Genomic DNA, 24722 nt, shown 5'->3' on the forward strand with positions numbered 1-24722 from the left:
AGCCCATGATTCCCGGAGAAATATTCCCTGCCGAGGGGGACATCGAACTGAACGCGGGCGCTGCGGCGATCCGGCTCATGGTGGCCAATACCGGCGACCGCCCGGTGCAGGTCGGCTCGCATTACCATTTTGCCGAAACGAACCCGGGGCTGTCCTTTGATCGTGCCGCCGCCCGGGGCTATCGTCTTGATATCGCGGCCGGAACCGCCGTGCGTTTCGAACCCGGCCAATCGCGCGAAGTGCAACTTGTGCCGCTGGCGGGCGCCCGCCGTGTCTTCGGCTTCAATGCCAAAGTGATGGGGGAGCTCTGATGCCGCGTCTCATGTCCCGCGCCACCTATGCCGACATGTTCGGCCCCACCACCGGCGACAAGCTGCGTCTGGCCGATACCGATCTCATCATCGAGGTTGAAAAAGACCTCACAACCTATGGAGAAGAGGTGAAGTTCGGCGGCGGCAAGGTGATCCGCGACGGCATGGGGCAAAGCCAGATCCCGCGGTCGGGGGGCGCGATGGACACCGTCATCACCAATGCGCTGATCGTCGATCACACCGGCATCTACAAGGCGGACGTCGGTCTGCGCGACGGGCGGATTGCGGGCATCGGCAAGGCGGGCAACCCCGACACCCAGCCGGGCGTCACGCTGATCATCGGGCCGGGCACGGAAATCATTGCCGGCGAAGGAAAAATCCTGACCGCGGGCGGGATCGACACGCATATCCATTTCATCTGCCCGCAGCAGATCGAGGATGCGCTTGCTTCGGGCATCACCACGATGCTGGGCGGCGGCACCGGCCCGGCGCATGGGACGCTGGCCACCACCTGCACGCCGGGGCCCTGGCATATTTCGCGGATGCTGCAAAGCTTCGAGGCCTTCCCGATGAACCTCGCCCTTGCGGGCAAGGGCAACGCAAGCCTGCCCGAAGGTCTGGTCGAGCAGGTCAAGGCAGGCGCTTGCGCGTTGAAATTGCACGAGGATTGGGGCACCACACCGGCCGCGATCGACTGCTGTCTGACGGTGGCCGAGGACATGGACGTGCAGGTGATGATCCACACCGACACGCTGAATGAATCGGGCTTTGTCGAGAACACGCTTGCGGCCTTCAAGGGGCGCACGATCCACGCCTTCCACACCGAGGGGGCGGGCGGCGGCCATGCGCCCGATATCCTGAAAGTCGTGTCTTCCCGGAATGTTATCCCGTCTTCGACGAACCCGACGCGGCCCTATACGAAGAACACGGTCGAGGAACATCTCGACATGCTGATGGTCTGCCACCACCTTGACACCAAGGTGCCCGAGGATGTCGCCTTCGCCGAAAGCCGGATCCGCAAAGAGACGATCGCGGCCGAGGATATCTTGCACGACATGGGCGCGATGGCGGTGATTTCGTCGGACAGTCAGGCGATGGGGCGGGTCGGCGAAGTCATCATCCGCTGCTGGCAAACCGCTGATAAAATGAGAAAACAGCGCGGGCGGCTGGCCGAAGAGACGGGCGCGAACGACAATTTCCGGGTGCGCCGCTACATCGCCAAATACACGATCAACCCGGCGATCACGCATGGGCTTTCCGAGCATGTCGGCTCGGTCGAGGTCGGCAAACGTGCCGATCTGGTGCTTTGGCACCCGGCGTTTTTTGGCGCCAAGCCCGAGATGGTGCTGATGGGCGGGATGATCGTTGCGGCGCAGATGGGCGATCCGAACGGCTCGATCCCGGCGCAGCCCTTTTACACCCGGCCGATGTTCGGCGCCTTTGGCAAGGCGCTCTCGAACAGCGCCGTCACTTTCGTCTCGGCGGCCGCCGAGGCGGACGGCGTGGCCGGGAAACTGGGCCTGTCAAAGCAGGTTCTGGCGGTCAAGGGCACGCGGACGATCGGCAAGGCCTCGATGCAGCTGAACACCGCGACGCCGCAGATCGAGGTGGACCCGGAAACTTATGAGGTGCGGGCCGATGGCGAGATCCTGACCTGCGAACCGGCGGAAACCCTGCCGCTGGCGCAGCGCTACTTCCTGTATTGACGTGTCAATGCGGCTGTTGACCGGCAAAAAGCCTTGCGCGCGCCGCGTCGCGCGGGGCGGGCAGATCGGCGCTTTCGCCCGGCGCAGAGGGGGCCTTGCGGCTGGCGCGCAGCACGCGGGTCACCTTTTCCCGGGTATAGGCCGGATCAAGCCGGATTTCCTCGGGCAGAAGCCGGGGATCGAAGATGCGCTGGCGGCTCGTCACCAGCTCGACCTTGTGGAAGCGGCCGATCTTCGGCATCGCCGCATCGCGCAACAGCACCTCGCGCAGCGCCCCTTCGCGGGCGCGCAGCCGGGCGATTTCGGCACGGATTTCGGCCAGTTCATCGGCAGGGGGTTTGAGCTGCATCCGTCGCTCCCGTTCCGGGTTTCGTCCTCGCCATGCTGCCAAGTCATGTTTAAAAAAGCTCTAAATAGCGGAGGAAAATCATGTCGCTGATGCACCGGGCAAGCCGCGCTTTGCCTGCGGGCGGCTGGAGCGGGGCCGCCGATCACATCGCGCTGGAGTACGAGGGGCGGTTCTTGCGGCGCAAGCGTCTGGTTGCGGCTTCGGGCGCCGAATTTCTGGTCGATCTGCCCGAGGTGATGAACCTGCGCGGCGGCGAGGCTTTCGCGCTCGACGACGGGCGGCTGATCGAGGTGCGCTGCGGGCTGGAACCCGTGCTGGTCGTCACCGGCGATCTGACCCGGCTGGCCTGGCATATCGGCAACCGCCACACGCCCTGCCAGATCGAGACCGACCGGCTTTTGATCCGCGAGGATCACGTGCTGGAAACGATGCTGCGCGGCCTTGGCGCGCGGGTGGAGCGGCGGATGGAACCGTTCCGCCCCGAGAGCGGCGCCTATGGCACCGGCCGCACCATGGGGCATGACCACGGTCCCTTCCATGTCCACCTGTGATCTCGACCTGCTGGCGCTGGTGCAATGGCTGTCCCCGGCCTTTCCGACCGGGGCTTTCGCCTATAGCCACGGGCTGGAACAGGCGGTCGTCGCGGGCGAGGTCCGGTCCGAGGCGGATCTTTGCGACTGGCTCTCGGATATCCTGGAACACGGCGCGGGCTGGAACGATGCGGTGCTTCTGGCCTGTGGCTTGCGGGGCGCGGATCTGGCGGATCTGAGCGACCTTTCGCGGGCCCTTGCGGGCACGGCCGAACGGTTGCGGGAAACCGAGGAGCAGGGGGCGGCCTTTGCGCGGGCGCGGGCCGAAATGACCGGAACTTGCACAAATGCGATGCCGCTGCCTTTGGCGGTGGCGGCTGCGGCCAAGGAATTGAGCCTTCCGACCGAGCAGGTAATTGCCCTTTTCCAACATGCCTTCGCGTCCAATCTTGTCTCGGTCGGGGTGCGCTTCATCCCCTTGGGGCAGGCGGCGGGGCAGCGGGTTCTGGCGGCGCTGCATCCGATCATCGCGCGGCTTGCCAGCCGCGCCGCCACCGCCACGCCCGCCGATCTGGCGCAATCCGCCTTTCGCGCCGAGATCGCCTCGGCCGCGCATGAAACGCTTGACGTGAGGATCTTCAAGACATGACGAATGGACCTTTGCGCGTCGGCATCGGCGGCCCGGTCGGCGCGGGCAAGACCACGCTGACCGAGCAGCTGTGCCGTGCCCTTGCGCCCCGGCTCTCGATGGCGGTGGTGACGAATGACATCTACACCCGCGAGGATGCCGAGGCGCTGATGCGCGCGCAGGTGCTGCCCGCCGACCGCATCCGCGGCGTCGAGACCGGCGGCTGCCCGCATACGGCGATCCGCGAGGATGCCTCGATCAACCTTGCCGCCATTGCCGAGCTGACGCGGGTGCACCCGGATCTGGAGCTGATCCTGATCGAGTCGGGCGGCGACAATCTGGCCGCCACCTTCAGCCCGGAACTGGCGGATCTGACGATTTATGTGATCGACACCGCGGCCGGGCAGGACATTCCGCGCAAGCGCGGCCCGGGGGTGACGCGATCCGACCTGCTGGTGGTGAACAAGACCGATCTGGCGCCGCATGTGGGGGTTGATCCGGTGCTGCTGGAAGCGGACACGCAACGCGCCCGCGGCACGCGCCCCTATGTGATGGCGCGGCTGCGCCATGGCGTCGGCATCGACGAGATCGTCGCTTTCCTGATCCGGGAAGGCGGTCTTGAGCAAGCCGCCCTTCCGGCCTGACGCGCAAGAGTCGCATCAAATCCGTTCCCAAAACGCCCGGTTCTTGCGCAGAGACCGGGCGTTTGCCTGTGTGATGCACAATTCCGCGTCTTGGCCCCTTTCCTGCTGGACGCATCCTTGCCGCATCGCGGCGCCCCGGTTTTGCTGATCCCGCGGGCCGCGCCCGCCACGAAGCAACCCGCGCCCACCTCCCGGGCCGCGCGATCAAGGAACAGGGGAACAGATGATTACTCGGCGCAATCTGCTGATGACCGCTGCGGCGGCCGGTGCCATGTCGATGACGGGGCGCATCGCCTTTGCCGCGGGCGAGACGATCAAGGTGGGGGTGCTGCATTCGCTCTCGGGCACGATGGCGATTTCGGAAACGACGCTGAAGGACACGGTCCTGATGCTGATCGAGGCGCAGAACAAGAAGGGCGGGGTGCTGGGCAAGCAGCTGGAGGCTGTCGTGGTCGATCCGGCCTCGGACTGGCCGCTGTTTGCGGAAAAGGCGCGCGAGTTGCTGACGGTGGACAAGGTCGATGTGATGTTCGGCTGCTGGACTTCGGTCAGCCGCAAATCCGTGCTGCCGGTGATCGAGGAGCTGAACGGGCTTCTCTTCTATCCGGTGCAATACGAGGGCGAGGAAAGCTCGAAGAACGTCTTTTACACCGGGGCTGCGCCGAACCAGCAGGCGATCCCGGCGACGGATTACTTCCTCAACGAGCTCGGCGTGCAGAAATTCGCGCTTCTGGGCACCGATTACGTCTATCCGCGCACCACGAACAACATTCTGGAAGCCTATCTGAAATCGAAGGGCATCCCGGCCGAGGATATTTTCGTCAACTACACGCCGTTCGGGCAGTCGGACTGGTCGAAGATCGTCGCCGACGTCAAGGCGCTCGGCGCCGATGGCAAGAAGGTCGGCGTGATCTCGACGATCAACGGCGATGCGAATATCGGGTTCTACAAGGAGCTGGCGGCCTCGGGGATCACCGCCGATGACATCCCGGTGGTCGCCTTCTCGGTCGGCGAGGAAGAGCTTTCGGGCCTTGGCGCCGGGGATTTGAAGAACCTCGTCGGGCAGCTCGCCGCCTGGAACTATTTCCAAAGCGCCGACACGGCCGAAAACAAGGCCTTCATCGAGGCCTGGCACAAGTTCATCGGCAATGACAAGCGCACGACGAACGACCCGATGGAGGCCACCTATATCGGCTTCAACATGTGGGTGAATGCGGTGACGGCGGCGGGCACGACCGAGGTCGACAAGGTCAGTGCCGCGATGATCGGGCAGAAATTCCCGAACCTGACCGGGACGATGTCGGAAATGCTGCCCAACCACCATCTGACCAAGCCGGTCCTGATCGGCGAGATCAAGGAAGACGGCCAGTTCGACATCATCAGCCAGACCGAGCCGGTGCCGGGCGATGCCTGGACCGATTTCCTGCCCGAATCCGCCGTGCTGACCTCGGACTGGAAGGATCTGAACTGCGGCATGTACAACACCGAAACGAAGACCTGCGTGCAGCTGAAATCGAACTACTGAGCTGATTTTCAACGAAAACCGAGGGGGCGAGACGCCCCCTCCCGCAGCCCGGATTTTCCCATGCGCAGCCTTCTTCTGGCGCTGGTGGCAAGCCTTGCGCTGGCCCTGCCCGCCGCCGCCCAAGACGCCGCCCCGCCCGTTGCCGCAGCCAGCGTGCAGACCGGCCTTGCCGCCGTCATCGCGCAAAATGCCGCCGCCATCGCCAAGCCCTCGCGCCAGAGCATCGGCCCGGTGATTGCCGCGCTGGGGCAGGCGGGGACGGGCGCGCCCGCGTTCCTGCAGGCCTGGGCCGACAAGAAACTGGGCGCGCGCAAGGCGGATGGCGCGATCTTTCGGGTGACGAAAACGGCCGATGGCTATGCGCTGGCCGATCCCGCGACGGGGGCCGACCGGGGCACGGCCGCGAAAGCCGAGATCGCCGAGATCAAGCCGAATGCCGGGGTCCGCGGCATGATCGCCTCGGCGCTGATCCAGTTTCAACTCTCCGACCCCGATCCGAAGCAGCGTCTGGCCGCGCTGACGACACTTGCCCGGGATGGCGCGGCCGAGCATCTGGCGCCCTTGGCGGCTTCGATCGAGATTGAGACCGACCCGGCGATCAAGGCGCAAAAGGAACGGTTGGCGGGCCTGCTGACGATCCGTTTTGGCGCCACCCCGGTGGCCCGCGTCGCCGCGATCGAGGGTTTCGGCGCCGATCTCGGCCTCGATTTCCGCGCCGCCCTGAACCCGATCCTGGCCAGCGCGCGCCGGGTCTTTGACGCGGCGCCCAGCGGAAATGTCGCCGCGATCCTGACCCCCGGAAAACCCGGTTTCCCCGAGGCCGAGGCCTATGATCTGCTGGTGGATCAAGGGCTTGCGCCGAAGCGTCTGTCGCCCGCCGATCTGCGCGCGGCGCTTGAGGCCCATCTCGAAAACGGTGCCGTGGGCGGCGTGCCGCTGGCCGATCTCTCCGACCCGGCGCAGCGCGAAACCGCCTATGCGGCGCTTGAAGCCGCGGGCAAGGTGCCCGCCGCCGCCACCTCGGCCGAGGTGACCGCCGCCGTCGCCGCGCATCGCTTTGCCGACGTTTACGCCGAGCCCGACCCCACCGTTACCGCCGCCGCGAAAGCCGCGCTGCAATCCGTCTCGCTCAAGGTCGGCGCGATGCAGGGCGCCGATCTGACACTGGATGCGCTCTCGCTCGCCTCGATCTATTTCCTTGCCGCCATCGGCCTTGCGATCACTTTCGGGGTGATGCGGGTGATCAACATGGCGCATGGCGAATTCATCACCATGGGTGCCTATACCGGCTATGTGGTGCAGCAATTCATCTCCGACTACACGATCTCGATTGCCGTCGCGCTGCCGCTGGCCTTTGCCGTCACCTTCGCCGCCGGCGTGGCGATGGAGCGGCTGGTGATCCGCCACCTTGCCCGCCGCCCGCTGGAAACGCTGCTCGCCACCTTCGGGATCTCGATCGCGCTGCAACAGCTCTTCAAGAACATCTTCGGCACCCAGGCCCGGCCGCTCACCGCGCCCGAATGGCTCGACGGCGCCTGGGTGATGAACGACATCGTCGCGATCAGCTATATCCGCATCGCCATCTTCGCGCTCGCCTGCCTGTTCCTTGGCCTTTTCCTGGTCGTGATGAAACGCACGCGGCTCGGCGTTGAAGTCCGCGCGGTGACGCAGAACCCCTCGATGGCGGCGTCGATGGGGATCAACCCCGACCGCATCACCATGCTGACCTTTGGCCTTGGCTCGGGCATCGCCGGGATCGCGGGCGTCGCCATCGGGCTTTTCGCCAAGGTCACCTCCGAACTCGGCGCCGATTACATCGTGCAAAGCTTCATGACCGTGGTCGTCGGCGGCGTCGGCAATATCTGGGGCACGCTGGCGGGCGCCACCCTCGTCGGCGGGCTGCAAAAGGGGATCGAGGCGCTGAACCCCGCCAACACGCTCGCCGCCCAGACCTGGATGATCCTCTTCATCATCATCTTCATCCAGTTCCGCCCGCGCGGCATCATCGCGCTGCGCGGTCGCGCCGCCGGAGATTGACCCCATGCCCCCCGCCGCCCTTTCATCTTGCCCCAAATATCCCGCGGGGGTCCGGGGGCGCGAAGCCCCCGGCGCCGCCAGATCCCGGAGACCCCGATGACACAGCCGATGACACAAGGGTTCCTGTCCAAAAACCCCTCGGTGCTGATCTTCCTCGGCCTTCTGGCGCTCTTCACGTTGACGGTGACGGTGCTTTCGAATGCCTATGGGCTCGACCTCGTCTCGACCTCAATGGTTAAGACGCTGGGCAAGACGCTCTGCCTGTGCCTGATCGCCCTCGCCATGGATCTGGTCTGGGGCTACATGGGGATCCTGTCGCTTGGCCATTTCGCCTTTTTCGGGCTCGGCGGCTACATGATCGGCATGTGGCTGATGGTGGCGCGCAGCCGCGACATCGTTCTCGCCTCGGCCAACGGCCTGCCGATGACCCCGCAAGAGCTGAACGACGCCATCGCCGCGCAGATCTTCGGCGTCGTCGGCGCCTCGGAAATGCCCGCGATCTGGGCCTTGGCCGGGTCGCTTCCGGCGCAGCTGGCGCTTGTCGTGCTGGTGCCCGGCCTTCTGGCGCTGGGCTTTGGCTGGCTCGCCTTCCGCTCCCGCGTGACCGGCGTCTATCTCTCGATCCTGACCCAGGCGATGACGCTTGCCCTTGCGCTCTACCTTTACCAGAACGACAGCGGTCTGCGCGGCAACAACGGCCTGTCGGGGCTGCAGAACATCCCCGGCCTTGACTGGGCGGGGCAGGACCGGCTCTCGGTCTGGTTCCTCTGGGCCTCGGCGCTTGCGCTTGGCCTTGGCTATCTCGCCTGCGCCTTCACCGTTTCGGGCAAGTTCGGCTCGGTGATGCGCGCGATCCGCGACGACGAGGCCCGGGTCCGCTTCCTTGGCTATCCGGTCGAGGGCTACAAGCTTTTCGTCTTCACCCTGACCGCGCTGATCGCCGCCGTGGCCGGGGCGCTTTACTACCCGCAGGCGGGCATCATCAACCCGGCCGAGGTGGCGCCGATCGCCTCGATCTACCTCGCCGTCTGGGTGGCGATCGGGGGGCGGGGGCGGCTTTGGGGCGCGGTGATCGGCGCGGCTTTCGTCTCGATCGTCTCGACCTGGTTCACCGGAGGCCGCGCGCCCGACCTGCCGCTGGGCTTTTACACGGTGAAATGGGTCGATTGGTGGCAGGTGCTTTTGGGCCTCTCCTTCGTTCTCGTCACGCTCTTCGCGCCGAAGGGTTTGTCGGGGCTGGTCGATGGGCTCGCCGGTCTGCGCCCGCCACAACGCCGCGGCGCCGCCCTTGGCCCGGATGAGGGCGCCCTGCTGGAGAAGGAGGCCCGCGAATGAGGGAACTGCTGGAAGTCTCGGGCATTTCCGTCAGTTTTGACGGCTTTCGCGCGATCAACAACCTGTCCTTCTCCATCGGCCCGGCCGAGCTGCGCGCGGTGATCGGCCCGAACGGGGCGGGGAAAACCACCTTCATGGACATCGTCACCGGCAAGACCCGCCCCGACGAGGGCCGGGTGCTGTGGGGCGAGCGCTCGATCGACCTTTTGAAACTGGACGAGGCGCAGATCGCCCGGCAGGGCGTGGGGCGGAAATTCCAGCGCCCGACGGTGTTTGAGGATCAGACCGTGGCGGAAAACCTGATGATGGCGCTGAAGGCGCCGCGCAGCCCCTGGCGGGTGCTGGTCTGGACACCGAAAGCCGCCGATCATGCGCGGGTCGCGGCGCTGGCGGCGCAGGTGGGGCTTGGGGAAGCGCTGTCGCGCAAATCCGGGGAATTGTCGCATGGGCAGAAACAATGGCTGGAAATCGGCATGTTGCTGGCGCAGGAGCCGCGGCTTTTGTTGGTCGATGAACCGGCGGCCGGGATGACGCTGGCCGAACGCGAGCAGACCACCGCGTTGCTGGTCGAGCTGGCGAAAACCCACGCCGTCGTGGTGGTCGAGCATGACATGGACTTCGTGCGGCGGCTGAATTGCAAGGTCACCGTGCTGCATGAAGGCGCGGTTCTGGCGGAAGGCTCGCTTGATCACGTGACCGCGAACCAGCAGGTCATCGACGTTTATCTGGGGCGCTGAAATGCTGAAAACCGAGGGACTTACGCTGCATTACGGCGGTTCGCAGATCCTGCATGGCGTCGATGTCACGGCGCGGGCGGGCGAGGTGACCTGCATCATGGGCACGAACGGGGTGGGCAAGACCTCGCTTCTCAAGGCGATTGCGGGCACGCATCCGCGCTCGGGCGGCGGTCTGACGCTCGATGGCGAAGCGGTCGGGCGCGTCGCGCCGCAGGCGATGGCGCGGCGCGGATTGGCCTATGTGCCGCAGGGGCGGATGATCTTTCCGCTGCTGACGGTGCGGGAAAACATGGAAACCGCCTTTGCCGTGCTGCCGCGGGCGGAGCGTTTCATCCCCGACGAGATCTACGAGCTGTTTCCGATCCTGAAAGACTTCCTCAATCGCCGCGGCGGCGATCTTTCGGGCGGGCAGCAACAGCAACTCGCCATCGCGCGGGCGATGCTGATGAAGCCGAAACTGCTGCTGCTCGATGAGCCGACCGAGGGCATCCAGCCCAACATCATTCAGCAGATCGGCCGGGTGATCAAATATCTGCGCGATACCAAGGGGATGGCGATCGTTCTGGTCGAGCAGTATTTCGACTTCGCGCATGATCTGGGCGACCGCTTCTATGTGCTCAAGCGCGGCGCGGTGGCGATGGAGGGCACCAAGGACAGCCTGTCCCGCGACACCTTGCGCGCCGTGGTCAGCGTTTAGGCAAGGGGGCGCTGCCCCCTAGGCTTCGCCTCACCCCCGGGATATTTGAACCAAGGTGAAAGCCGATCCGGGTTTTGTTTCACCTTGGCTGAAATATCCCGGGGGGTGAATTGGCCGAGAGGCCAAGAGGGGGGCAGCGCCCCCCGCTCGGGGCGGGCCGCAGGGCCGCAACCCGTCAGCGCATCCCCAATCCCGCCCGCATCAGGGTCTTGCGCACCGGCTTGAACGCATAAAGCGCTCCCAGCGCCGCGGCGCGCAGATCGCGCAGCGGCCGCGGCGCCACCATCGAGGCGCGGTTGAGGAAATCGATGCCCACCTCGCGCGCCTTCACCTCGGGCCAGCGGCGGCGGTTGTAGCTTGCCAGCATCGCCGCCCCGCCCAGATGCGCCGGGTCCTTTTCCGCCAGATCCAGCAGGCAGCGCAGATCGGCCAGGCTCATGTTCAGCCCCTGCGCGCCAATGGGCGGGATCACATGCGCGGCTTCCGCGATCAGTGCCACGCGCTCGGCCGAAAAACGGCAGGCGATCTGCGTGATCATCGGCCAAAGCGCGCGGCGGGTGGCTAGCGTCAGCGGCCCCAGAACCCCGGTCGAGCGCTCCGTCATCTCGCGTTCGAAGTCGGCCGGGTCCAGCGCGGCCAGCCGTTCCGCCTCGGGGCCGCGTTCCATCCAGACGATCGCCGAGGAGGGCTTGCCGTCGCGGTCGGGCAGGGGCACCAGCGTGAAGGGGCCACCGGTGCGGTGCACCTCGGTCGAGACATTGCCATGCGGGCTGGGGTGGGTGACCGCGCAGACCAGCGCCTTTTGCCCGTAATGCGTTGTTTTCGTGCCGATCCCAGCCGCCTCGCGGACAAAGGAATTGCGCCCGTCGGCGCCGATCACCAGCTTCGCCGTAACCAGCGTGCCATCCGAGAGCCGCACCTCGGCGCCGCTTTCGCGGGTCAAAAGCCCCACCGTCGCCACGCCGGGGCGGAAATCGACCTGCGGGATTTCGGCCAGACGCGCGACCATTTCCCGGCGCAACAGCCAGTTCGGGAAGTTCCAGCCGAAGGGCTCGTCCGAGATGTCGGCGGCATCGAAATCGCGCACGATCCGCGCCTCGGGCCGGGCGCCGCCCGCGTCGATGATCCGCATCACTTGCAGGGGGGCCGCATGCGGCGCCAGCCGCGCCCAAAGCCCGGCGCGTTCCAGCACCGCGCGCGAGGGATGCAGGAAGGCCGTCGTCCGCATGTCGGCGCCCGCGTCGGTTTCGGCGGTCACCGGCGGCTCGGGATCGACGCAGATCGTGGTGAACCCGGCCGCGCCGAAAGCGGCGGCGGCGGTCAGCCCGGCGACGCCCCCTCCCGAAATCAGGATGTCGGTCGAAAGGCGCGGCGGTGCGGCGGTCTCGGTCATGGCACTCTCCCTGAGCTTTGAGCTCAAGATGGCGCAACCGCGACCGGTTTCAACCGCCTTCGGCCAATTCGGCCGCGCGCGGGCCGTCAGTTCCGGGCGCTGATCGCCATCGTCACCATCACCACGGCGGTCAGGCCGACGCCGCAGGTGATCAGCCCGCCAAGGCCGCCGATCAGATAGGAGGCGACGATCACCGCAAAGATCGCGATGGCGATCAGATACAGGGTGAGGGCGGCGCCGGTGTCATTCGAAGGTCGTGTGGTGCTCATGAGCGTTCCTTTCCCGAGGGGGGTGAGTCGAACGCCCGGAAATATCGTCAAATGCAAGCAAGAAACGAGCCAACAAAAGGTCGCTGAGACAAAAGGCCCGGGCTGCGACCCGGGCCTTGATGCGGTACGCGGTGGAGGGGCTCAGCCGCCCGCAGTCATCACGACAAGAAGCGCCAGCATGAACCAGGTCGCGCCGACGCCGCACAGGATCAGCCCGCCCAGACCCATCGTCGCCACCGCAACGGCGACAATCCCGATCACCACCGCCGCGATCAGATACATCGCAAGGGTGTAGTCCTTTTTCTCGGCGTGGCCGTGATCGGAACCCGAGAAAGCGCCGGCGGCGGTCGTCATGGTCATGCTGCTGTCTCCCAGGGCCATCCCCCCGGACGGCCAAATCTGCATACTCTTGTATACGGATGCGGAGATTCGCGTCAAGTTGTCGCGCGGCACAAGGTTAGAATTATTTTAACCGTGACTGTCCCGGGGGCGAGACAGCGGGCCTTCAGTGATGACGGGGCGCGCGCAGGCTGCGCAGGAAGCGGGGCAGGTCGGCGGTGTGATGCTGGATGTGGGGGGCGGGCGCGGGATGCTCTGCCACATGTATGGTGCGCATCCCCAGCTGATGCGGCACGGCCAGGTTGCGCGGATCGTCCTCGAACATCGCGGCGCGGGCGGGATCGACCCCGGCGCGGCCAAAGACGGTGGCAAAGGCGCGGGCGGCGGGTTTGGGGTGATAGTCGGCATGTTCGACGCCGAAAATGCCGTTGAAAAGCCCGTCAAGGCCGCGCGCCGCCAGCACCTTTTGCGCATAGGGCGCCGAGCCGTTGGTGAAGACGATCTTCTGTCCCGGCAGAGCGGCAATCGCCGCGCGCAGGTCCGGATCGGGCGTCAGCGCCGAGAAATCGATGTCATGCACCTCATGCAGATAGGGCGCCGGATCGACCCCATGCACCTGCATCAGCCCGGCCAGCGTGGTGCCGTGGCTGCGCCAATACTGATCGCGCAGCCGGTTGGCTTCCTGCTGCCCGACCCCGAGCGCGCGCATCACATAGGCGGTCATCCGCACCTCGATCTGATCGAAGAGCCGCGCCGAGGGCGGATAAAGCGTGTGATCGAGGTCGAAGACCCAGTGACAGACGTGGGAAAACTTGGATGCGGGCATGATCTCACCAGGAAGCGTCGGGCAGGTAGGGCAAAGCGTCGGATTTGCAACTGTGGCGGCTTGTCACGGCGCAAGGCTGCGCCTAATCTGCCCCCCGCTCCGAGTCCGCATACTGCGGCATACAATGGGAGCGCGGAATTGGAAAGGTCGGGATTTCGATGCAGAAGGACGCCTATACGCTCATTCTCGAAGCGATCGATGCCGGGCTTTACCGACCGGGGGACCGGCTGGTCGAATCGGAGCTGGCCGAGCGCTTCGGGGTGTCGCGCACGCCGGTGCGCGAGGCGATGCAGCGGCTGGAGACCCAGGCGATGCTGGCGCGTGACGGGCGTTCGCTGATCGTCGCCTCGCTCGATCACAACCAGTTGGCCGAGCTTTACGCGGTGCGGGCGGAACTTGAGGCGCTGGCGGCGCGGCTGGCGGCGAAACATGCCGCGCCCGAGGAAATCCGGGTGCTGCAGGAGATGATCGATCTGGACCGGGCGCAGCAGGATGACCCGATCGCGCTGGCGCGGGCGAACAAGCGCTTTCATCGCCAGCTGCATCTGGCCTCGCACAACCGCTATCTGGTGCAGCAGCTTGATCTTGTGCACCGCTCGATGGCGCTTCTGGCGACGACGTCGCTTGCGGCCGAGGGGCGGGGGGAAAAGGCGCTCGACGAGCATCAGGCGATTGTCGATGCGATCGGGGCGGGCGATGCCGAGGCGGCGGCGGCGGCGCTGCGCCATCACATTTCGCAGGCTTTCGAGACCCGGCTGAAGCTGGATGCCGAGGCACGGACCGAGCAGCCCTGAGGCGGTTCAGTCGATCTGCGGCGCCAGCGGCGTGCGTGGCGGCGGGCCGGGCGGGGGCGTTGCCGTCTCCAGATCCGGGCGCAGCGCCGGGGCCGACATGTGATGCAGCCCGTCAAAGACGCCATGCACGGTCTTGTCCCAGTAGAAAGGCTTGGTGATCACCTCGTAGATCGCCTTCCAGCCCGCCAGCGCGCCCAGGGGGAAATACAGGTTCAGCGTCGGCACCCAGGGGATCAGATGGCGGTGATCCTTGCCGCGCACCGCCCAGGCGCCGACGGTGATATTGACGATTTCGGTCAGAACGAAGGTGAACAGCAGCAGGTTTTCCAGGCTTTCCGACATGATCGCCGAAATCGGATGCCAGATCCCGAACAGGATCAGCCAGCAGGTCCACAAAAGCGGTGCCAGCAGATATTGCGACAGCGCGCCGAGGATCAGGATCTGCACGCCGAAGAACCGCTTCGGCCCGAGGTCGCGCCAGAGCCGCGCCGGGTTGCGCATGTGCACGGCCCAGGTCATCGCATAGCCCTTGAGCCAGCGCGAGCGTTGCTTGACCCAGGGCACGGCGCGGCAATTGGCTTCCTCGTGCGTCACCGCCGGGATCAGCTCGGTCCGATAACCCGCCCGCGCCAGACGGATGCCCAGATCGGCATCTTCGGTGACGTTGTGTGCATCCCAGCCGCCCAGCTCCTCCAGCGGGCCGCGGCGAAAGAACAGCGTGGTCCCCCCCAGCGGCACCACAAGGCCCAGCCGCGCAAGGCCCGGCAGCATGGCGCGGAACCAGGCCGCATATTCGATGGTGAAACAGCGGGCGAGCCAGTTCGTGCGCGGGTTGTAGTAATCCAGAATGCCCTGCAGACAGGCGACCTCGGGCGGGCTTTCGGCGAAGCGGCGGGCGACGACATGCAACTGCTCGGGCTCGGGCATGTCCTCGGCGTCATAGACCCCGATCACCGCGCCGCGGCAGAAGTTCAGCGCGTAATTCAGCGCCCGCGGCTTGGTCTGGATCGGCCCCGCGGGCACGGTGACGACACGCATCCAGCGCGGCAGCTTTGCGCCCGAAAGCGCCTCGCGCGTGGTCAGGTCGGTCTGTTCCACCACCAGCAGGATATCAAGCAATTCGCGCGGCCAGGTCAGCCGCGACAGCCGCGCGACCAGCCGCGTGGCGATGTCGCGTTCCTTGTAAAGCGGCACCATGATCGAGATGATCGGCAGCCGCTGCATCAGCGCGGGGCGCAGGGCCCGCCGCGCGGCGGCGGTGCGGGCGCGGCGCTGCGCCGTCATCTCGGCGATCCAGGCCACCAGCTTGAGCCCCATCGTCGCGTAAAGCGTGACCATCGCCCAGAGGAACAGCACCGCGAAGACCGCGACCGGGGCGAGGATCAGCCCCGCGACCGAGACGGCGGTGACCGCAAGCACCAGCCGCGCCGCCAGTTTCTCGTTATGGGTGCGGCAGGAGCGGTCGAGGTCGACCTTGACCTCGGCGCGGCGGATCAGGGCGGTCTGGCGCCGCGCCAGCAACGCCCCGTGCACGTCGCGTTCGGGCGCCAGCGCCATCCGGTAGGGGCCGAAGTCGGCGGGCAATTCGGCGGCAAGACGGGTGAAATGCTCGGGCCGGGCGGTGGCGATCAGGGTGACGCCGCCGATCCGCCGCCAGGGCACCATCGCCTCCTTGAGGCAGAGTTCGGGGCCGAGCGTGTCGATCAGCCGGGGGTCGGGGGGCTCTGCCAGAAGGTCGATCACCGCGGCGTTCGACTGCTTTGCCAGCGCCGCCATCAGATCGGCCTCGGACACCCAGCCATGCGTCAGAAGGATGTCGCCCAGCCGCACGTCCTGCCGGTTGCGCAGCGCGACGGCCTTGAGCAGATCGCCCGGCTGCACCGCGCCCATCTCGAGCAGGATCTGTCCCAGTTGCCGACGATCCGGCTGCGGTCGCCGCGGCCGCCCGATCGTCACCTGATCCTCCGTCGCCTCGGGGGCGCCGTCCTGCGGGGGCGCCGCGCCGGTGATGCAGGCTTTCGGCCAGGGGGCCACGGCCTCGACGAGCTTTATCTTGAGGTGACTGGAACCGCGCATTTCGCCCCCTGGTAGAGTGCGGGGTCACAGTTTCGCCTTTTTGGTTAATCTTGGGTTAACCAAAGCGCCTGTTGAAGCGGATTCTGCGAGTCATTTTTTCGGCCGCCCTGGGGCGGCCGGAACACAGCGCGAACATCTGTGGATAAAGCGCTCAGGCGGCGCGGCGAGCGGCCATTGCGGCGGCGAACCGCTCGAAAAGATAAAGGCTGTCTTGCGGCCCCGGGCTGGCTTCGGGGTGATATTGCACCGAGAAAACGGGGCGATTCTCGAGCGCGATGCCGCAGTTCGAGCCGTCGAACAGGCTGACATGCGTTTCGGTCACGCCCTTGGGCAGGGTCTGGGCATCGACGGCAAAGCCGTGGTTCATCGAGGTGATCTCGACCTTCCCGGTGGTGAGATCCTTGACCGGATGGTTGGCGCCGTGATGGCCGTGGTTCATCTTGATCGTCTTCGCGCCCAGCGCCAGCGCCAGCATCTGATGGCCAAGGCAGATCCCGAAGAGCGGCAGATCGGTCTTCAGCACGCCCTGGATCATCGGCACGGCATAGGTGCCGGTCGCGGCCGGATCCCCCGGGCCGTTCGAGAGGAACACGCCCTCGGGGTTCAGCGCCAGCACCTCTTCGGCGGTGGCGGTGGCGGGCAGAACGGTGACGTCGCAGCCCGCCGAGGCGAGGCAGCGCAGGATGTTGCGTTTCGCGCCATAATCGATGGCGACGACCTTGAAGCCGGGGCCGGTGCGCCGAGTGTAGCCCTCGGGCCAGGCCCAGCGCTGTTCGTCCCAGGTGTAGCTTTGCGCGCAGGTGACGTCCTTGGCCAGATCAAGGCCGACAAGCCCCTTCCAGTCGCGGGCCTTTTTCACCAGCGCTTCGATGTCGAAGACGCCGTCGGGATTGTGCGCGACCGCCACATGCGGCGCGCCCTGTTGCCGGATCGCCCGGGTCAGGCGCCGGGTGTCGATGCCGCCGACGCCGATGCGGCCGCGCCGTTCCAGCCAGCCGACCAGATTTTCCACCGCGCGCCAGTTCGAGGGCTCGGTCGGATCCCATTTCACCACCAGACCCGCGGCGACGGGATCGGCGGTCTCGTCATCCTCGGGGGTGACGCCGACATTGCCGATATGGGGGAAGGTGAAGGTGACGACCTGCCCGGCATAGGAGGGGTCGGTCATGATTTCCTGATAGCCGGTCATCGCGGTGTTGAAGACCAGCTCGGCGACGGTTTCGCCGGTGGCGCCGAAGCCGCGGCCGTAGAAGAGCTGTCCGTCTGCGGTGGCGATGAGCGCGGTGGGTTTTTCCGACGACTGGGGGCTCATGGGCATGGCGCGACTCTCCGGGGCAAAATTCGGCCGAACCTACGGGGAGGGGCGGAATTGGTCAAGGCCTGCGCGGTGGAATAAGATTGTGATTAAAATCAAGCGCTTGGCGGGCTTCTGGCCGGGAAGGGGGGCGCTGCCCCCCGTCCTTCGGACGCCCCCCGGGATATTTGCGCCAAGGTGAAAGGGCGGCCGGGCCTAGGCCGTGACCGGGGTGCAAAGCTCGACCAGCGTGCCTTCGGGGCTGCGGACATAGGCCGTGGTCTGGCCCCAGTCCATCCGCTCGACGCCCTGCACGAGGCTGGCGCCCGCGGCCAGCGCCCGCGCAAGGGCGGCGGCGACGTCGTCGGTTTCGAAGGCAAGTTCGAAAGAGGGCAGGGCGGGGGGCGTGGTGGCGACCTGTTTGCCGATCTCTGCCATCAGTGAAACCGCGGTGAAACAGAGCTTCGTTGTCCCGGTGACCATTTCGCCGAAGGTGCCGCTTTCGTGCAGGAAGCCGCGCTCGAGCCCGAAGGCTTCGGCATAGAACGCCATCGTGGCGGCGACATCGGGGACATAAAGGATGACATAGCGCAGCTGCATCGGGATCCTCCGGTTGATCGGTGCAGGCTACACCCCTTAGCCGCCTTGGCAAAGGAAAAGGCCCGGTCGGGGTGCCGACCGGGCCCGGGTCCGCAGCTGCGGAAGGCTTATTTCACCACCGAGGCCAGATAGGCCGCGACGTCTTCGCCGCCCTTGGCGAGTTTGAACGCCATGCCCGACTTGGCTTTCTTGTCGTCGGTCTTTTCCTTCAGGAAGGCGCCCGGGTCTTTGACATAGGTCGCGATGTCCTCTTCGGTCCAGGCGAAGCCCGAGGCGCCGAGCGCGACGATCGAGTCCTTGTATTTGAACTCCGGGTAGGTGCCGGCGGTGCGGCCGACGACGCCGTAGAGGTTCGGGCCGGTCTTCGCGCCTTTCACGATCTCGGTCCCGTCGGGGGCGATGATCGAGTGGCAGGTCTTGCACTTGTTGAATTCTTTCTCGCCCTTCGCGGCGTCGCCCGCGAAAGCGGGGGCGGCGAGCACGAGCGCGGCGAGCGTGGCGGCAGTGAGGCTGATCTTCATCGCTGTATCCTTGGTCTGTTTGCTTGCCCGGTCTCGAGCCGGGGCCAAGGGGCAGATTCCTTACCCGGTTCACGCTTTACCACAAGGCAAAAGGTCGCGCATATCCCTTTGTTTCAATTCCATGACCCGCAGGGCAAGAATCCGGACGCAAAGTGAATGCCAGATGAAATGCGGCCCTTGCGGCGGTCCGGGGCGGGGGCGGGGTCAGCCGCCGCAGCGGGGCGCGAAATCGGTTTCGAACCGCGCCCGCAGCGCCAGATCCAGATCGGCCATCGTCACCGGAAGCCCCAGATCGACGAGCGAGGTCACGCCATGCTCGCGGATGCCGCAGGGCACGATGCCGGAAAAATGGCTCAGATCCGGATCGACATTGATCGAGAGGCCGTGAAAGCTGATCCAGCGGCGCAGCTTCACCCCGATCGCGGCGATCTTGTCCTCGCGCAGCGTGCCATCGGGCATCGGCGGTTTTTCCGGGCGCGCGACCCAGACGCCGACGCGGCCGTCGCGGATCTCGCCCTTGACGTTGAATTCGGCCAGCGCGCCGATCACCCAATGTTCGAGCGCCTGCACGAAGCAGCGCACGTCGCGGCCTCGCCTGTTCAGATCGAGCATGACATAGACGACGCGCTGCCCGGGGCCGTGATAGGTGTATTGGCCGCCGCGTCCGGCCGCAAAGACCGGAAAGCGGTCCGGGTCGGTCAGGTCGGCGGCCCGCGCCGAGGTGCCCGCGGTGTAAAGGGCGGGATGTTCGAGCAGCCAGATCGCCTCGGGGGCGGTGCCCGCGGCGATCGCCGCCACCCGCGCCTCCATGAAGGCCAGCGCCTCGGGGTAGGGCACAGGACGGTCCGAGGTGATCCATTCAGGCATGCGCAACTCTCCTGCCTTGGGGGTAAAACAATCGCGCCCGCGGCTCAAGCCGGATTCGGGCCGGATTCGGGCCGGTTGCGGGGCGGTTGCGGGGCGGGGTGGTTGCGGGGCGGTCTGGCCGACGTCGCGCGGAAGATTTTTCGAAACCCGCAAATTGGGGCTTTTCATTCGCCGCAGGCTCGGCTAAATCGCCCCTCACCAAGCCAGAACATGCGGTTGTGGCGGAATTGGTAGACGCGCAGCGTTGAGGTCGCTGTGGGGTAACTCCCGTGAAAGTTCGAGTCTTTTCAACCGCACCACTGGCCGGATGGCCGCAAGCCCGGGGCACACCCCCGGGCTTCGTCATTTTCGGCCCCCGGATTTCCTGCCCCCGGGCATCGGCCTGATAACAGGGTGATTTTCCCGTCAGCGTTAAGCCTGCATTGAGGAAATTGCGGCACTCTCGCGCGGATGCCCGGCGGCGACGTCGGGGCGGGTGAGGCGCATGGAAGATGACGATCTGGACTGTTCAGGGATTGTATGGAGCCCAGTTCCAGGTCGAGGGCGGAGGCTCGACGCTCTGGCCGGGGGCGCAGTTCAAGGTCGATCCCGCTTGGGATTATTCGACCTCGCGGCGGACGTTCGTCTTTGCCGATGACGATACGTCCCTGTCCGGCGACAGCAATTTCATGGCTGACGAGTACGGCAACGATTCGACCCAGTCCGTCGCGGTCTATGACGCCAGCGGCGCGCTGCTGTATTCCGGGCGTGTCTATGTCGAATGGTCTTCGACCTTCACCGACCCCTCGGGCGCGGTGGTGCACATGTTCACCCTGGAGATCGGCGGCACGATCATCGGCGAGGTGACGACAAGCCCGTTGACGCCGGGCGTGACCTATCACGTCTCGGGCGTCAACGACGGGATGAGCGGCGCCGATGTCTCGAGCGGGCCGCTTTACAGCGCGCTGGCCTCGATGACCTTCGATCCCGATCTGGTCAACGTGATCCAGGGCGGCGCCTACAATGACAGCATCGCCGCCGGGGCGGGCAATGACACGATCGCCACCGAGGGCGGGGCCGACACGATCGATGGCGGCGCGGGCAATGATTCGATCACCTTCGGCACCGGCGGCGACTGCGTGCACGGCGGCCTTGGCGACGATTACATCGACGATTACGTCGGCACGACCGGATATGTCTGGAATGACACGCTGTTCGGCGATGCGGGCAATGACACGATCTGGGCCGGATCGGGCAACGATCTGGTGGATGGCGGCGCCGACAACGACTCGATCCTGGGCGAGGACGGAAATGACACGCTGCTCGGCGGCACGGGCGCCGACACGATCCAGGGTTGCGCCGGCGACGACAGCCTCGACGGCGGCGCGGGTGTCGACATGCTGCTTGGCGGGACCGGTCAGGACACGCTGCATGGCGGCGACGGCGCCGATCTGCTGGCGGGCAACGGCGGCAACGATCTGATCTATGGCGAGGCCGATGCCGACCGGATCTATTTCGAAACCGACTGGGGCCGCGACACCGTCTTCGGCGGCGCCACCACCACCGCGGGCGGGGTGGATTACGACGTGCTCGACTTCAGTTATGACACGCTGGGCGGAGTGCTGGTCACCTTCACCGGCTCCGAGGACGGCACGGCCACCCAGGGCGCGAATTCCGTCAGCTTCGACAATATCGAGGGGATTTACGGCAGCAACCTGGCCGACACGGTGAATGCGGCCGCCGACGCCTCGGGGCTGACGATCGACGGGGCGGGGGGCGATGACAGCCTGATCGGCGGTTCCGGCGCGGATGTGCTTTCGGGCGGGTCAGGGGACGACACGCTGTCGGGCGGGGCGGGCGCCGACACGATCGTGATGGCGGATGGCGCGGGCAACGATTTCATCACCGATTTCAACCTTTCGCTGAACGGGGGCCTGACCGCCGACCAGCTCGATGTCACAGAGCTGCACGACGGGTCGGACAGCCCGGTCACGGTCCGGGATGTGACGGTCACCGATGACGGGCTGGGCAATGCGCGGCTGACCTTCCCCGACGGCACCTCGGTCACCCTTGTGGGGATCGCGCCCGCCACGGTGCAGGCGCCCGGGATGCTGCATGCGATGGGCGTGCCCTGTCTGGTCGCGGGCAGTCGCGTCGCCACGCCGCGCGGCCCGGTGCCGGTCGAGGCGCTGCGCCCGGGCGATCTGGTCACGGTGCGCGACGGCCCGCCGCTGCCGGTGCTCTGGATCGGCACGCGCCGGGTCGGCGCGGCGCAGCTGGCTGCCGATCCGCAGCTGCGCCCGGTCGAGATCGGGGCCGGGCGGCTTGGCAATGCCGCGCCGGTGCGGCTTTCGGCGCTGCACGGCATCGCGGTGCCGGGCGGGTTTCTGGCGCGGGCGGGGCATCTGGCGGCGACGGGCTGGGGCGGCGCGCGGGTGCGCCTCGGCCGGTCGCGCGCCAGGGGCGGGGTGCTATATCTGCATCTGCTGCTGCCCCGGCATGCGCTGCTCTCGGTCGAGGGGCTCTGGGTCGAGAGTTTCTGGCCTGGCCCGATCGGAATCGCCGCCCTGGATCTGGCGGCGAAAGCGACGCTGATTCGGGCGCTTCCGGCCCTGGCCGGGGTGGTCTGGGCCGGAGAACCTGTCCAAAAGGCCTATGGCCCCCCCGCGGGCAAGTTTTTGCGGCGCTGCCAAATTGATCGGGCGCTCTGTGCGAACTGGTCGCACATCAGTCGCGATTTGACGCATTCTGACGGTTTTGTGACCGAAGCGGCGGCGACGCGCACGGCTTTCACGGGAAAGGGAAATCGCGGTTGAAATCCGGGGGCGGCGCTGTTTTAGTCAACCCCACGGGAGCTAACGAATCAGAAAAACCACGGGGAGCCCGCATTGACTGCGACAACGACCGACGAAGGATTCGTCGTCTTCGACCATGTGCAGAAAAGCTATGACGGCGAGACGCTTGTCGTCAAAGACCTGAACCTGTCGATTGCGAAGGGCGAATTTCTGACCATGCTCGGGCCTTCGGGCTCCGGCAAGACCACCTGCCTGATGATGCTTGCGGGCTTCGAGACGGCGACGAACGGGCGCATCCTGCTCGATGGCACGAACATCAACGAATTGCCGCCGCACAAGCGCGGCATCGGGATGGTGTTCCAGAACTATGCGCTGTTCCCGCACATGACGGTGGCGGAAAACCTGTCCTTTCTGCTGGAAGTGCGGGGCATGGGCAAGGCCGAGCGCGAGGCCAAGGTGATGCGCGCGCTTGACATGGTGCAGATGGGCAAGTTCGCCCACCGCCGTCCGGCGCAGATGTCGGGCGGGCAGCAGCAGCGCGTGGCGCTGGCCCGCGCGCTGGTGTTCGATCCGGCGCTGGTGCTGATGGACGAGCCGCTGGGCGCGCTCGACAAGCAGCTGCGCGAACACATGCAGTTCGAAATCAAGCACTTGCATGACAGCCTGGGCCTGACCGTCGTTTACGTGACGCATGATCAGGGCGAGGCGCTGACGATGTCGGACCGCGTCGCGGTGTTCAACGATGGCCGGATCCAGCAGCTCGCCCCGCCGGATGAACTTTACGAACGGCCGAAGAACAGCTTCGTCGCGGGCTTCATCGGCGAGAACAACAAGCTGCCCGGCACCGTCGAGGAGCTGGACGGCGAGAAATGCCTGGTGCGGCTGGCCACCGGCGAGATCATCGACGCGACGCCGGTCAACATCCGCCACAAGGGACAGCAGACCCTGGTCTCGATCCGCCCCGAACGGGTGGAATTCAAGCCCGAGATGATGCCGCCGGGCGCCCATATGATCGGTGCCGAAGTGCTGGAAGTGATCTACATGGGCGACATCTTCCGCACCCGGATGAAGGTTGCGGGCAGCACGGATTTCGTGATGAAATCGCGCAACACGATCGGCCAGACCAAGCTGCATCCCGGTCAGCATGTGAAGATCGGCTGGCATCCGGCCGATGCGCGCGCGCTGGAACCGATGTAGGATCGGAACCGAGGGACGACATCCGATGCGGCGAGCCCGCCGCATCACCGCAAAGCGGGGGAACATCCGCAGGCGGAACCACCAACAGAGCAACCAACAAGGGAGTAACCTCATGAAGAAACTTCTGATCGTCACCACCGCGCTGGCCGGCGTTTCCGCCGCCGCGCAAGCGGCAGAACTCAATGTCGTGTCCTGGGGCGGGTCCTATACGGTCAGCCAGGTCGAGGCCTATCACAAGCCCTTCACCGCGATGACCGGCGTCAAGATCAACTCGATCGACGCCGACAACCCGGCGACGCCGCTCAAGGCGCAGGCCGAGGCGGGCAACGTCACCATCGATCTGGCCGATGTCGAACTGTCGGACGCGATCAAGATGTGCGACGAGGGCCTGCTCGAGCCGATCGACCCGGCGATGCTGCCCGCCGCCCCCGATGGCACTCCCGCGACCGAAGATTTCGTGCCGGGCGCGATCCAGGATTGCGCCGTGGCCAGCATCGTCTGGGCGACCGTCATCGCCTATGACAAGACCAAGGTCGGCGATGTCATGCCGACGACGGTGGCGGATTTCTTCGACACCGCGAAATATCCGGGCAAGCGCGGCATGCTGAAGGCCGCCAAGCGCACGATGGAACTGGCGCTTTACGCCGATGGCGTCGCCCCCGACCAGATCTATGAAGTGCTGGGCACTGACGAGGGCGTGAAACGCGCTCTGGCGAAGCTCGACACGATCAAGAAGGACATCGTCTGGTGGGAAGCCGGGGCGCAGCCGCCGCAACTTCTGGCCGATGGCGAAGTGGTGATGACGAACGGCTACAACGGCCGCTTCTTCGCCGCCGAAGTCGCCGAGGGCAAGCCCTTCGGCACGGTCTGGGACGGCTCCTACATGGATTACGACCTCTGGGTGATCCCGAAGGGCGCGCCGAACATGGAAGATGCGAAGAAATTCCTCGCCTTCTCGACCGACACCCAGCGTCTGGCCGATCAGGCGAAATGGATCTCCTACGGTCCGGCGCGGAAATCCTCGAACGCGCTCGTCGGGCTTTACCAGGACGGCAAGACCGAGATGGCGCCCTACATGCCGACCAGCCCGGAAAACATGAAAGCGCCGATCTGGACCGACCCGACCTTCTGGGCCGACCACGACACCGAGCTGAACGAAAAGTTCAACGCCTGGCTGGCCGGCTGATCGCCTGATCCGAGTGTTTCAGGACGGGGGCAACCCCGTCCTGTCCTGCCGCCGACCGCAGCCCGCTGCGGCGGGGCATCGTTGCAT

At 66.1% G+C, this 24722-nt stretch carries 24 protein-coding genes and 1 tRNA gene; 15 read left to right on the forward strand and 10 right to left on the reverse strand.

The window, feature by feature from the left end:
* Positions 1 to 5: 5 nt before the first annotated feature.
* Together LY44_RS12085 and ureC are read left to right on the forward strand one after the other, a co-directional pair.
* Positions 6 to 311 carry an urease subunit beta gene (locus LY44_RS12085; RefSeq protein ID WP_055212974.1) on the forward strand — a complete coding sequence of 102 codons (306 nt, stop codon included), beginning with the start codon at positions 6 to 8 and terminating at the stop codon, positions 309 to 311.
* Complete coding sequence (gene ureC, locus LY44_RS12090; protein ID WP_055212975.1) at positions 311 to 2017, forward strand: urease subunit alpha; 1707 nt, start codon at positions 311 to 313, stop codon at positions 2015 to 2017. The genes LY44_RS12085 and ureC overlap by 1 nt, the downstream gene beginning before the upstream one ends.
* Before the next feature lie 4 nt (positions 2018 to 2021).
* On the opposite strand, the gene LY44_RS12095 is transcribed toward ureC, so the two are convergent.
* On the reverse strand, positions 2022 to 2366 hold the full coding sequence (locus LY44_RS12095; RefSeq protein ID WP_055212976.1) for a hypothetical protein: 345 nt from the start codon (positions 2364 to 2366) through the stop codon (positions 2022 to 2024).
* An 80-nt stretch (positions 2367 to 2446) separates the two neighbouring features.
* On the opposite strand from LY44_RS12095, the gene LY44_RS12100 reads away from it, so the two are divergent.
* From LY44_RS12100 to urtE, 8 genes are all read left to right on the forward strand, one after another.
* Positions 2447 to 2917, forward strand: a complete 471-nt coding sequence (locus LY44_RS12100; RefSeq protein ID WP_055212977.1) for an urease accessory protein UreE — start codon at positions 2447 to 2449, stop codon at positions 2915 to 2917.
* Positions 2904 to 3545 (forward strand): urease accessory protein UreF, encoded by a 642-nt coding sequence (locus tag LY44_RS12105; RefSeq protein ID WP_055212978.1) that lies wholly within the window; start codon positions 2904 to 2906, stop codon positions 3543 to 3545. Before LY44_RS12100 ends, LY44_RS12105 begins: the two co-directional genes overlap by 14 nt.
* The gene (gene ureG / locus LY44_RS12110; RefSeq protein WP_055212979.1) at positions 3542 to 4168 is read left to right on the forward strand and encodes an urease accessory protein UreG; all 627 of its coding nucleotides are present in this window, start codon (positions 3542 to 3544) and stop codon (positions 4166 to 4168) included. The genes LY44_RS12105 and ureG overlap by 4 nt, the downstream gene beginning before the upstream one ends.
* Positions 4169 to 4439: 271 nt before the next feature.
* Positions 4440 to 5693, forward strand: coding sequence for an urea ABC transporter substrate-binding protein (gene urtA, locus LY44_RS12115; RefSeq protein WP_223230758.1), 1254 nt, complete (start codon positions 4440 to 4442; stop codon positions 5691 to 5693).
* A gap of 60 nt (positions 5694 to 5753) precedes the next feature.
* Positions 5754 to 7730: an urea ABC transporter permease subunit UrtB gene (gene urtB / locus LY44_RS12120; RefSeq protein WP_055212981.1), complete on the forward strand. Its 1977-nt coding sequence runs from the start codon at positions 5754 to 5756 to the stop codon at positions 7728 to 7730.
* Between the two features lie 108 nt (positions 7731 to 7838).
* Positions 7839 to 9065 (forward strand): urea ABC transporter permease subunit UrtC, encoded by a 1227-nt coding sequence (gene urtC / locus LY44_RS12125; protein ID WP_055212982.1) that lies wholly within the window; start codon positions 7839 to 7841, stop codon positions 9063 to 9065.
* On the forward strand, positions 9062 to 9802 hold the full coding sequence (gene urtD, locus LY44_RS12130; protein ID WP_055212983.1) for an urea ABC transporter ATP-binding protein UrtD: 741 nt from the start codon (positions 9062 to 9064) through the stop codon (positions 9800 to 9802). Before urtC ends, urtD begins: the two co-directional genes overlap by 4 nt.
* A 1-nt stretch (position 9803) precedes the next feature.
* A complete protein-coding gene (gene urtE, locus LY44_RS12135; RefSeq protein ID WP_055212984.1) occupies positions 9804 to 10499 on the forward strand; it encodes an urea ABC transporter ATP-binding subunit UrtE in 696 nt (231 codons plus the stop codon).
* A 175-nt stretch (positions 10500 to 10674) separates the two neighbouring features.
* On the opposite strand, the gene LY44_RS12140 is transcribed toward urtE, so the two are convergent.
* The 4 genes from LY44_RS12140 to LY44_RS12155 all read right to left on the reverse strand — a co-directional run bounded on the left by LY44_RS12140 (position 10675) and on the right by LY44_RS12155 (position 13326).
* On the reverse strand, positions 10675 to 11892 hold the full coding sequence (locus tag LY44_RS12140) for a UbiH/UbiF family hydroxylase (protein ID WP_055212985.1): 1218 nt from the start codon (positions 11890 to 11892) through the stop codon (positions 10675 to 10677).
* Between the two features lie 86 nt (positions 11893 to 11978).
* Positions 11979 to 12161 carry a hypothetical protein gene (locus LY44_RS12145; protein WP_055212986.1) on the reverse strand — a complete coding sequence of 61 codons (183 nt, stop codon included), beginning with the start codon at positions 12159 to 12161 and terminating at the stop codon, positions 11979 to 11981.
* A gap of 141 nt (positions 12162 to 12302) precedes the next feature.
* The gene (locus LY44_RS12150) at positions 12303 to 12521 is read right to left on the reverse strand and encodes a hypothetical protein (RefSeq protein WP_023918179.1); all 219 of its coding nucleotides are present in this window, start codon (positions 12519 to 12521) and stop codon (positions 12303 to 12305) included.
* 145 nt (positions 12522 to 12666) lie between these two features.
* Entirely contained in the window at positions 12667 to 13326 is a 660-nt protein-coding gene (locus LY44_RS12155) for a pyrimidine 5'-nucleotidase (RefSeq protein WP_055212987.1), read from the reverse strand.
* 158 nt (positions 13327 to 13484) lie between these two features.
* On the opposite strand from LY44_RS12155, the gene LY44_RS12160 reads away from it, so the two are divergent.
* Positions 13485 to 14120: a GntR family transcriptional regulator gene (locus LY44_RS12160; protein ID WP_055212988.1), complete on the forward strand. Its 636-nt coding sequence runs from the start codon at positions 13485 to 13487 to the stop codon at positions 14118 to 14120.
* Positions 14121 to 14126: 6 nt separating this feature from the next.
* Here the strand turns inward: LY44_RS12160 and LY44_RS12165 are convergent, their stop codons facing one another.
* The 5 genes from LY44_RS12165 to lipB form a co-directional block, all read right to left on the reverse strand.
* Positions 14127 to 16196 carry a glycosyltransferase family 2 protein gene (locus tag LY44_RS12165; protein ID WP_223230682.1) on the reverse strand — a complete coding sequence of 690 codons (2070 nt, stop codon included), beginning with the start codon at positions 16194 to 16196 and terminating at the stop codon, positions 14127 to 14129.
* Positions 16197 to 16347: 151 nt separating this feature from the next.
* Complete coding sequence (gene carA, locus LY44_RS12170) at positions 16348 to 17514, reverse strand: glutamine-hydrolyzing carbamoyl-phosphate synthase small subunit (protein WP_394325864.1); 1167 nt, start codon at positions 17512 to 17514, stop codon at positions 16348 to 16350.
* Positions 17515 to 17706: 192 nt separating this feature from the next.
* The gene (locus LY44_RS12175; protein WP_055212990.1) at positions 17707 to 18090 is read right to left on the reverse strand and encodes a VOC family protein; all 384 of its coding nucleotides are present in this window, start codon (positions 18088 to 18090) and stop codon (positions 17707 to 17709) included.
* A gap of 107 nt (positions 18091 to 18197) precedes the next feature.
* The gene (locus tag LY44_RS12180) at positions 18198 to 18611 is read right to left on the reverse strand and encodes a c-type cytochrome (protein ID WP_081024540.1); all 414 of its coding nucleotides are present in this window, start codon (positions 18609 to 18611) and stop codon (positions 18198 to 18200) included.
* A 204-nt stretch (positions 18612 to 18815) separates the two neighbouring features.
* Complete coding sequence (gene lipB / locus LY44_RS12185; protein WP_055212991.1) at positions 18816 to 19478, reverse strand: lipoyl(octanoyl) transferase LipB; 663 nt, start codon at positions 19476 to 19478, stop codon at positions 18816 to 18818.
* Positions 19479 to 19690: 212 nt separating this feature from the next.
* Here lipB and LY44_RS12190 point away from each other — a divergent pair.
* The 4 genes from LY44_RS12190 to LY44_RS12205 all read left to right on the forward strand — a co-directional run bounded on the left by LY44_RS12190 (position 19691) and on the right by LY44_RS12205 (position 24635).
* Positions 19691 to 19777, forward strand: a tRNA-Leu gene (locus LY44_RS12190).
* A gap of 192 nt (positions 19778 to 19969) precedes the next feature.
* A complete protein-coding gene (locus tag LY44_RS12195; protein ID WP_081024541.1) occupies positions 19970 to 22273 on the forward strand; it encodes a Hint domain-containing protein in 2304 nt (767 codons plus the stop codon).
* A 72-nt stretch (positions 22274 to 22345) separates the two neighbouring features.
* Positions 22346 to 23449 (forward strand): ABC transporter ATP-binding protein, encoded by a 1104-nt coding sequence (locus LY44_RS12200; protein ID WP_055212993.1) that lies wholly within the window; start codon positions 22346 to 22348, stop codon positions 23447 to 23449.
* Positions 23450 to 23561: 112 nt separating this feature from the next.
* Positions 23562 to 24635 carry an ABC transporter substrate-binding protein gene (locus tag LY44_RS12205; protein WP_055212994.1) on the forward strand — a complete coding sequence of 358 codons (1074 nt, stop codon included), beginning with the start codon at positions 23562 to 23564 and terminating at the stop codon, positions 24633 to 24635.
* Positions 24636 to 24722: the final 87 nt, after the last annotated feature.

The sequence above is a fragment of the Rhodobacter capsulatus genome (genome assembly GCF_003254295.1).
GTDB classification, from domain to species: Bacteria; Pseudomonadota; Alphaproteobacteria; order Rhodobacterales; family Rhodobacteraceae; genus Rhodobacter; species Rhodobacter capsulatus.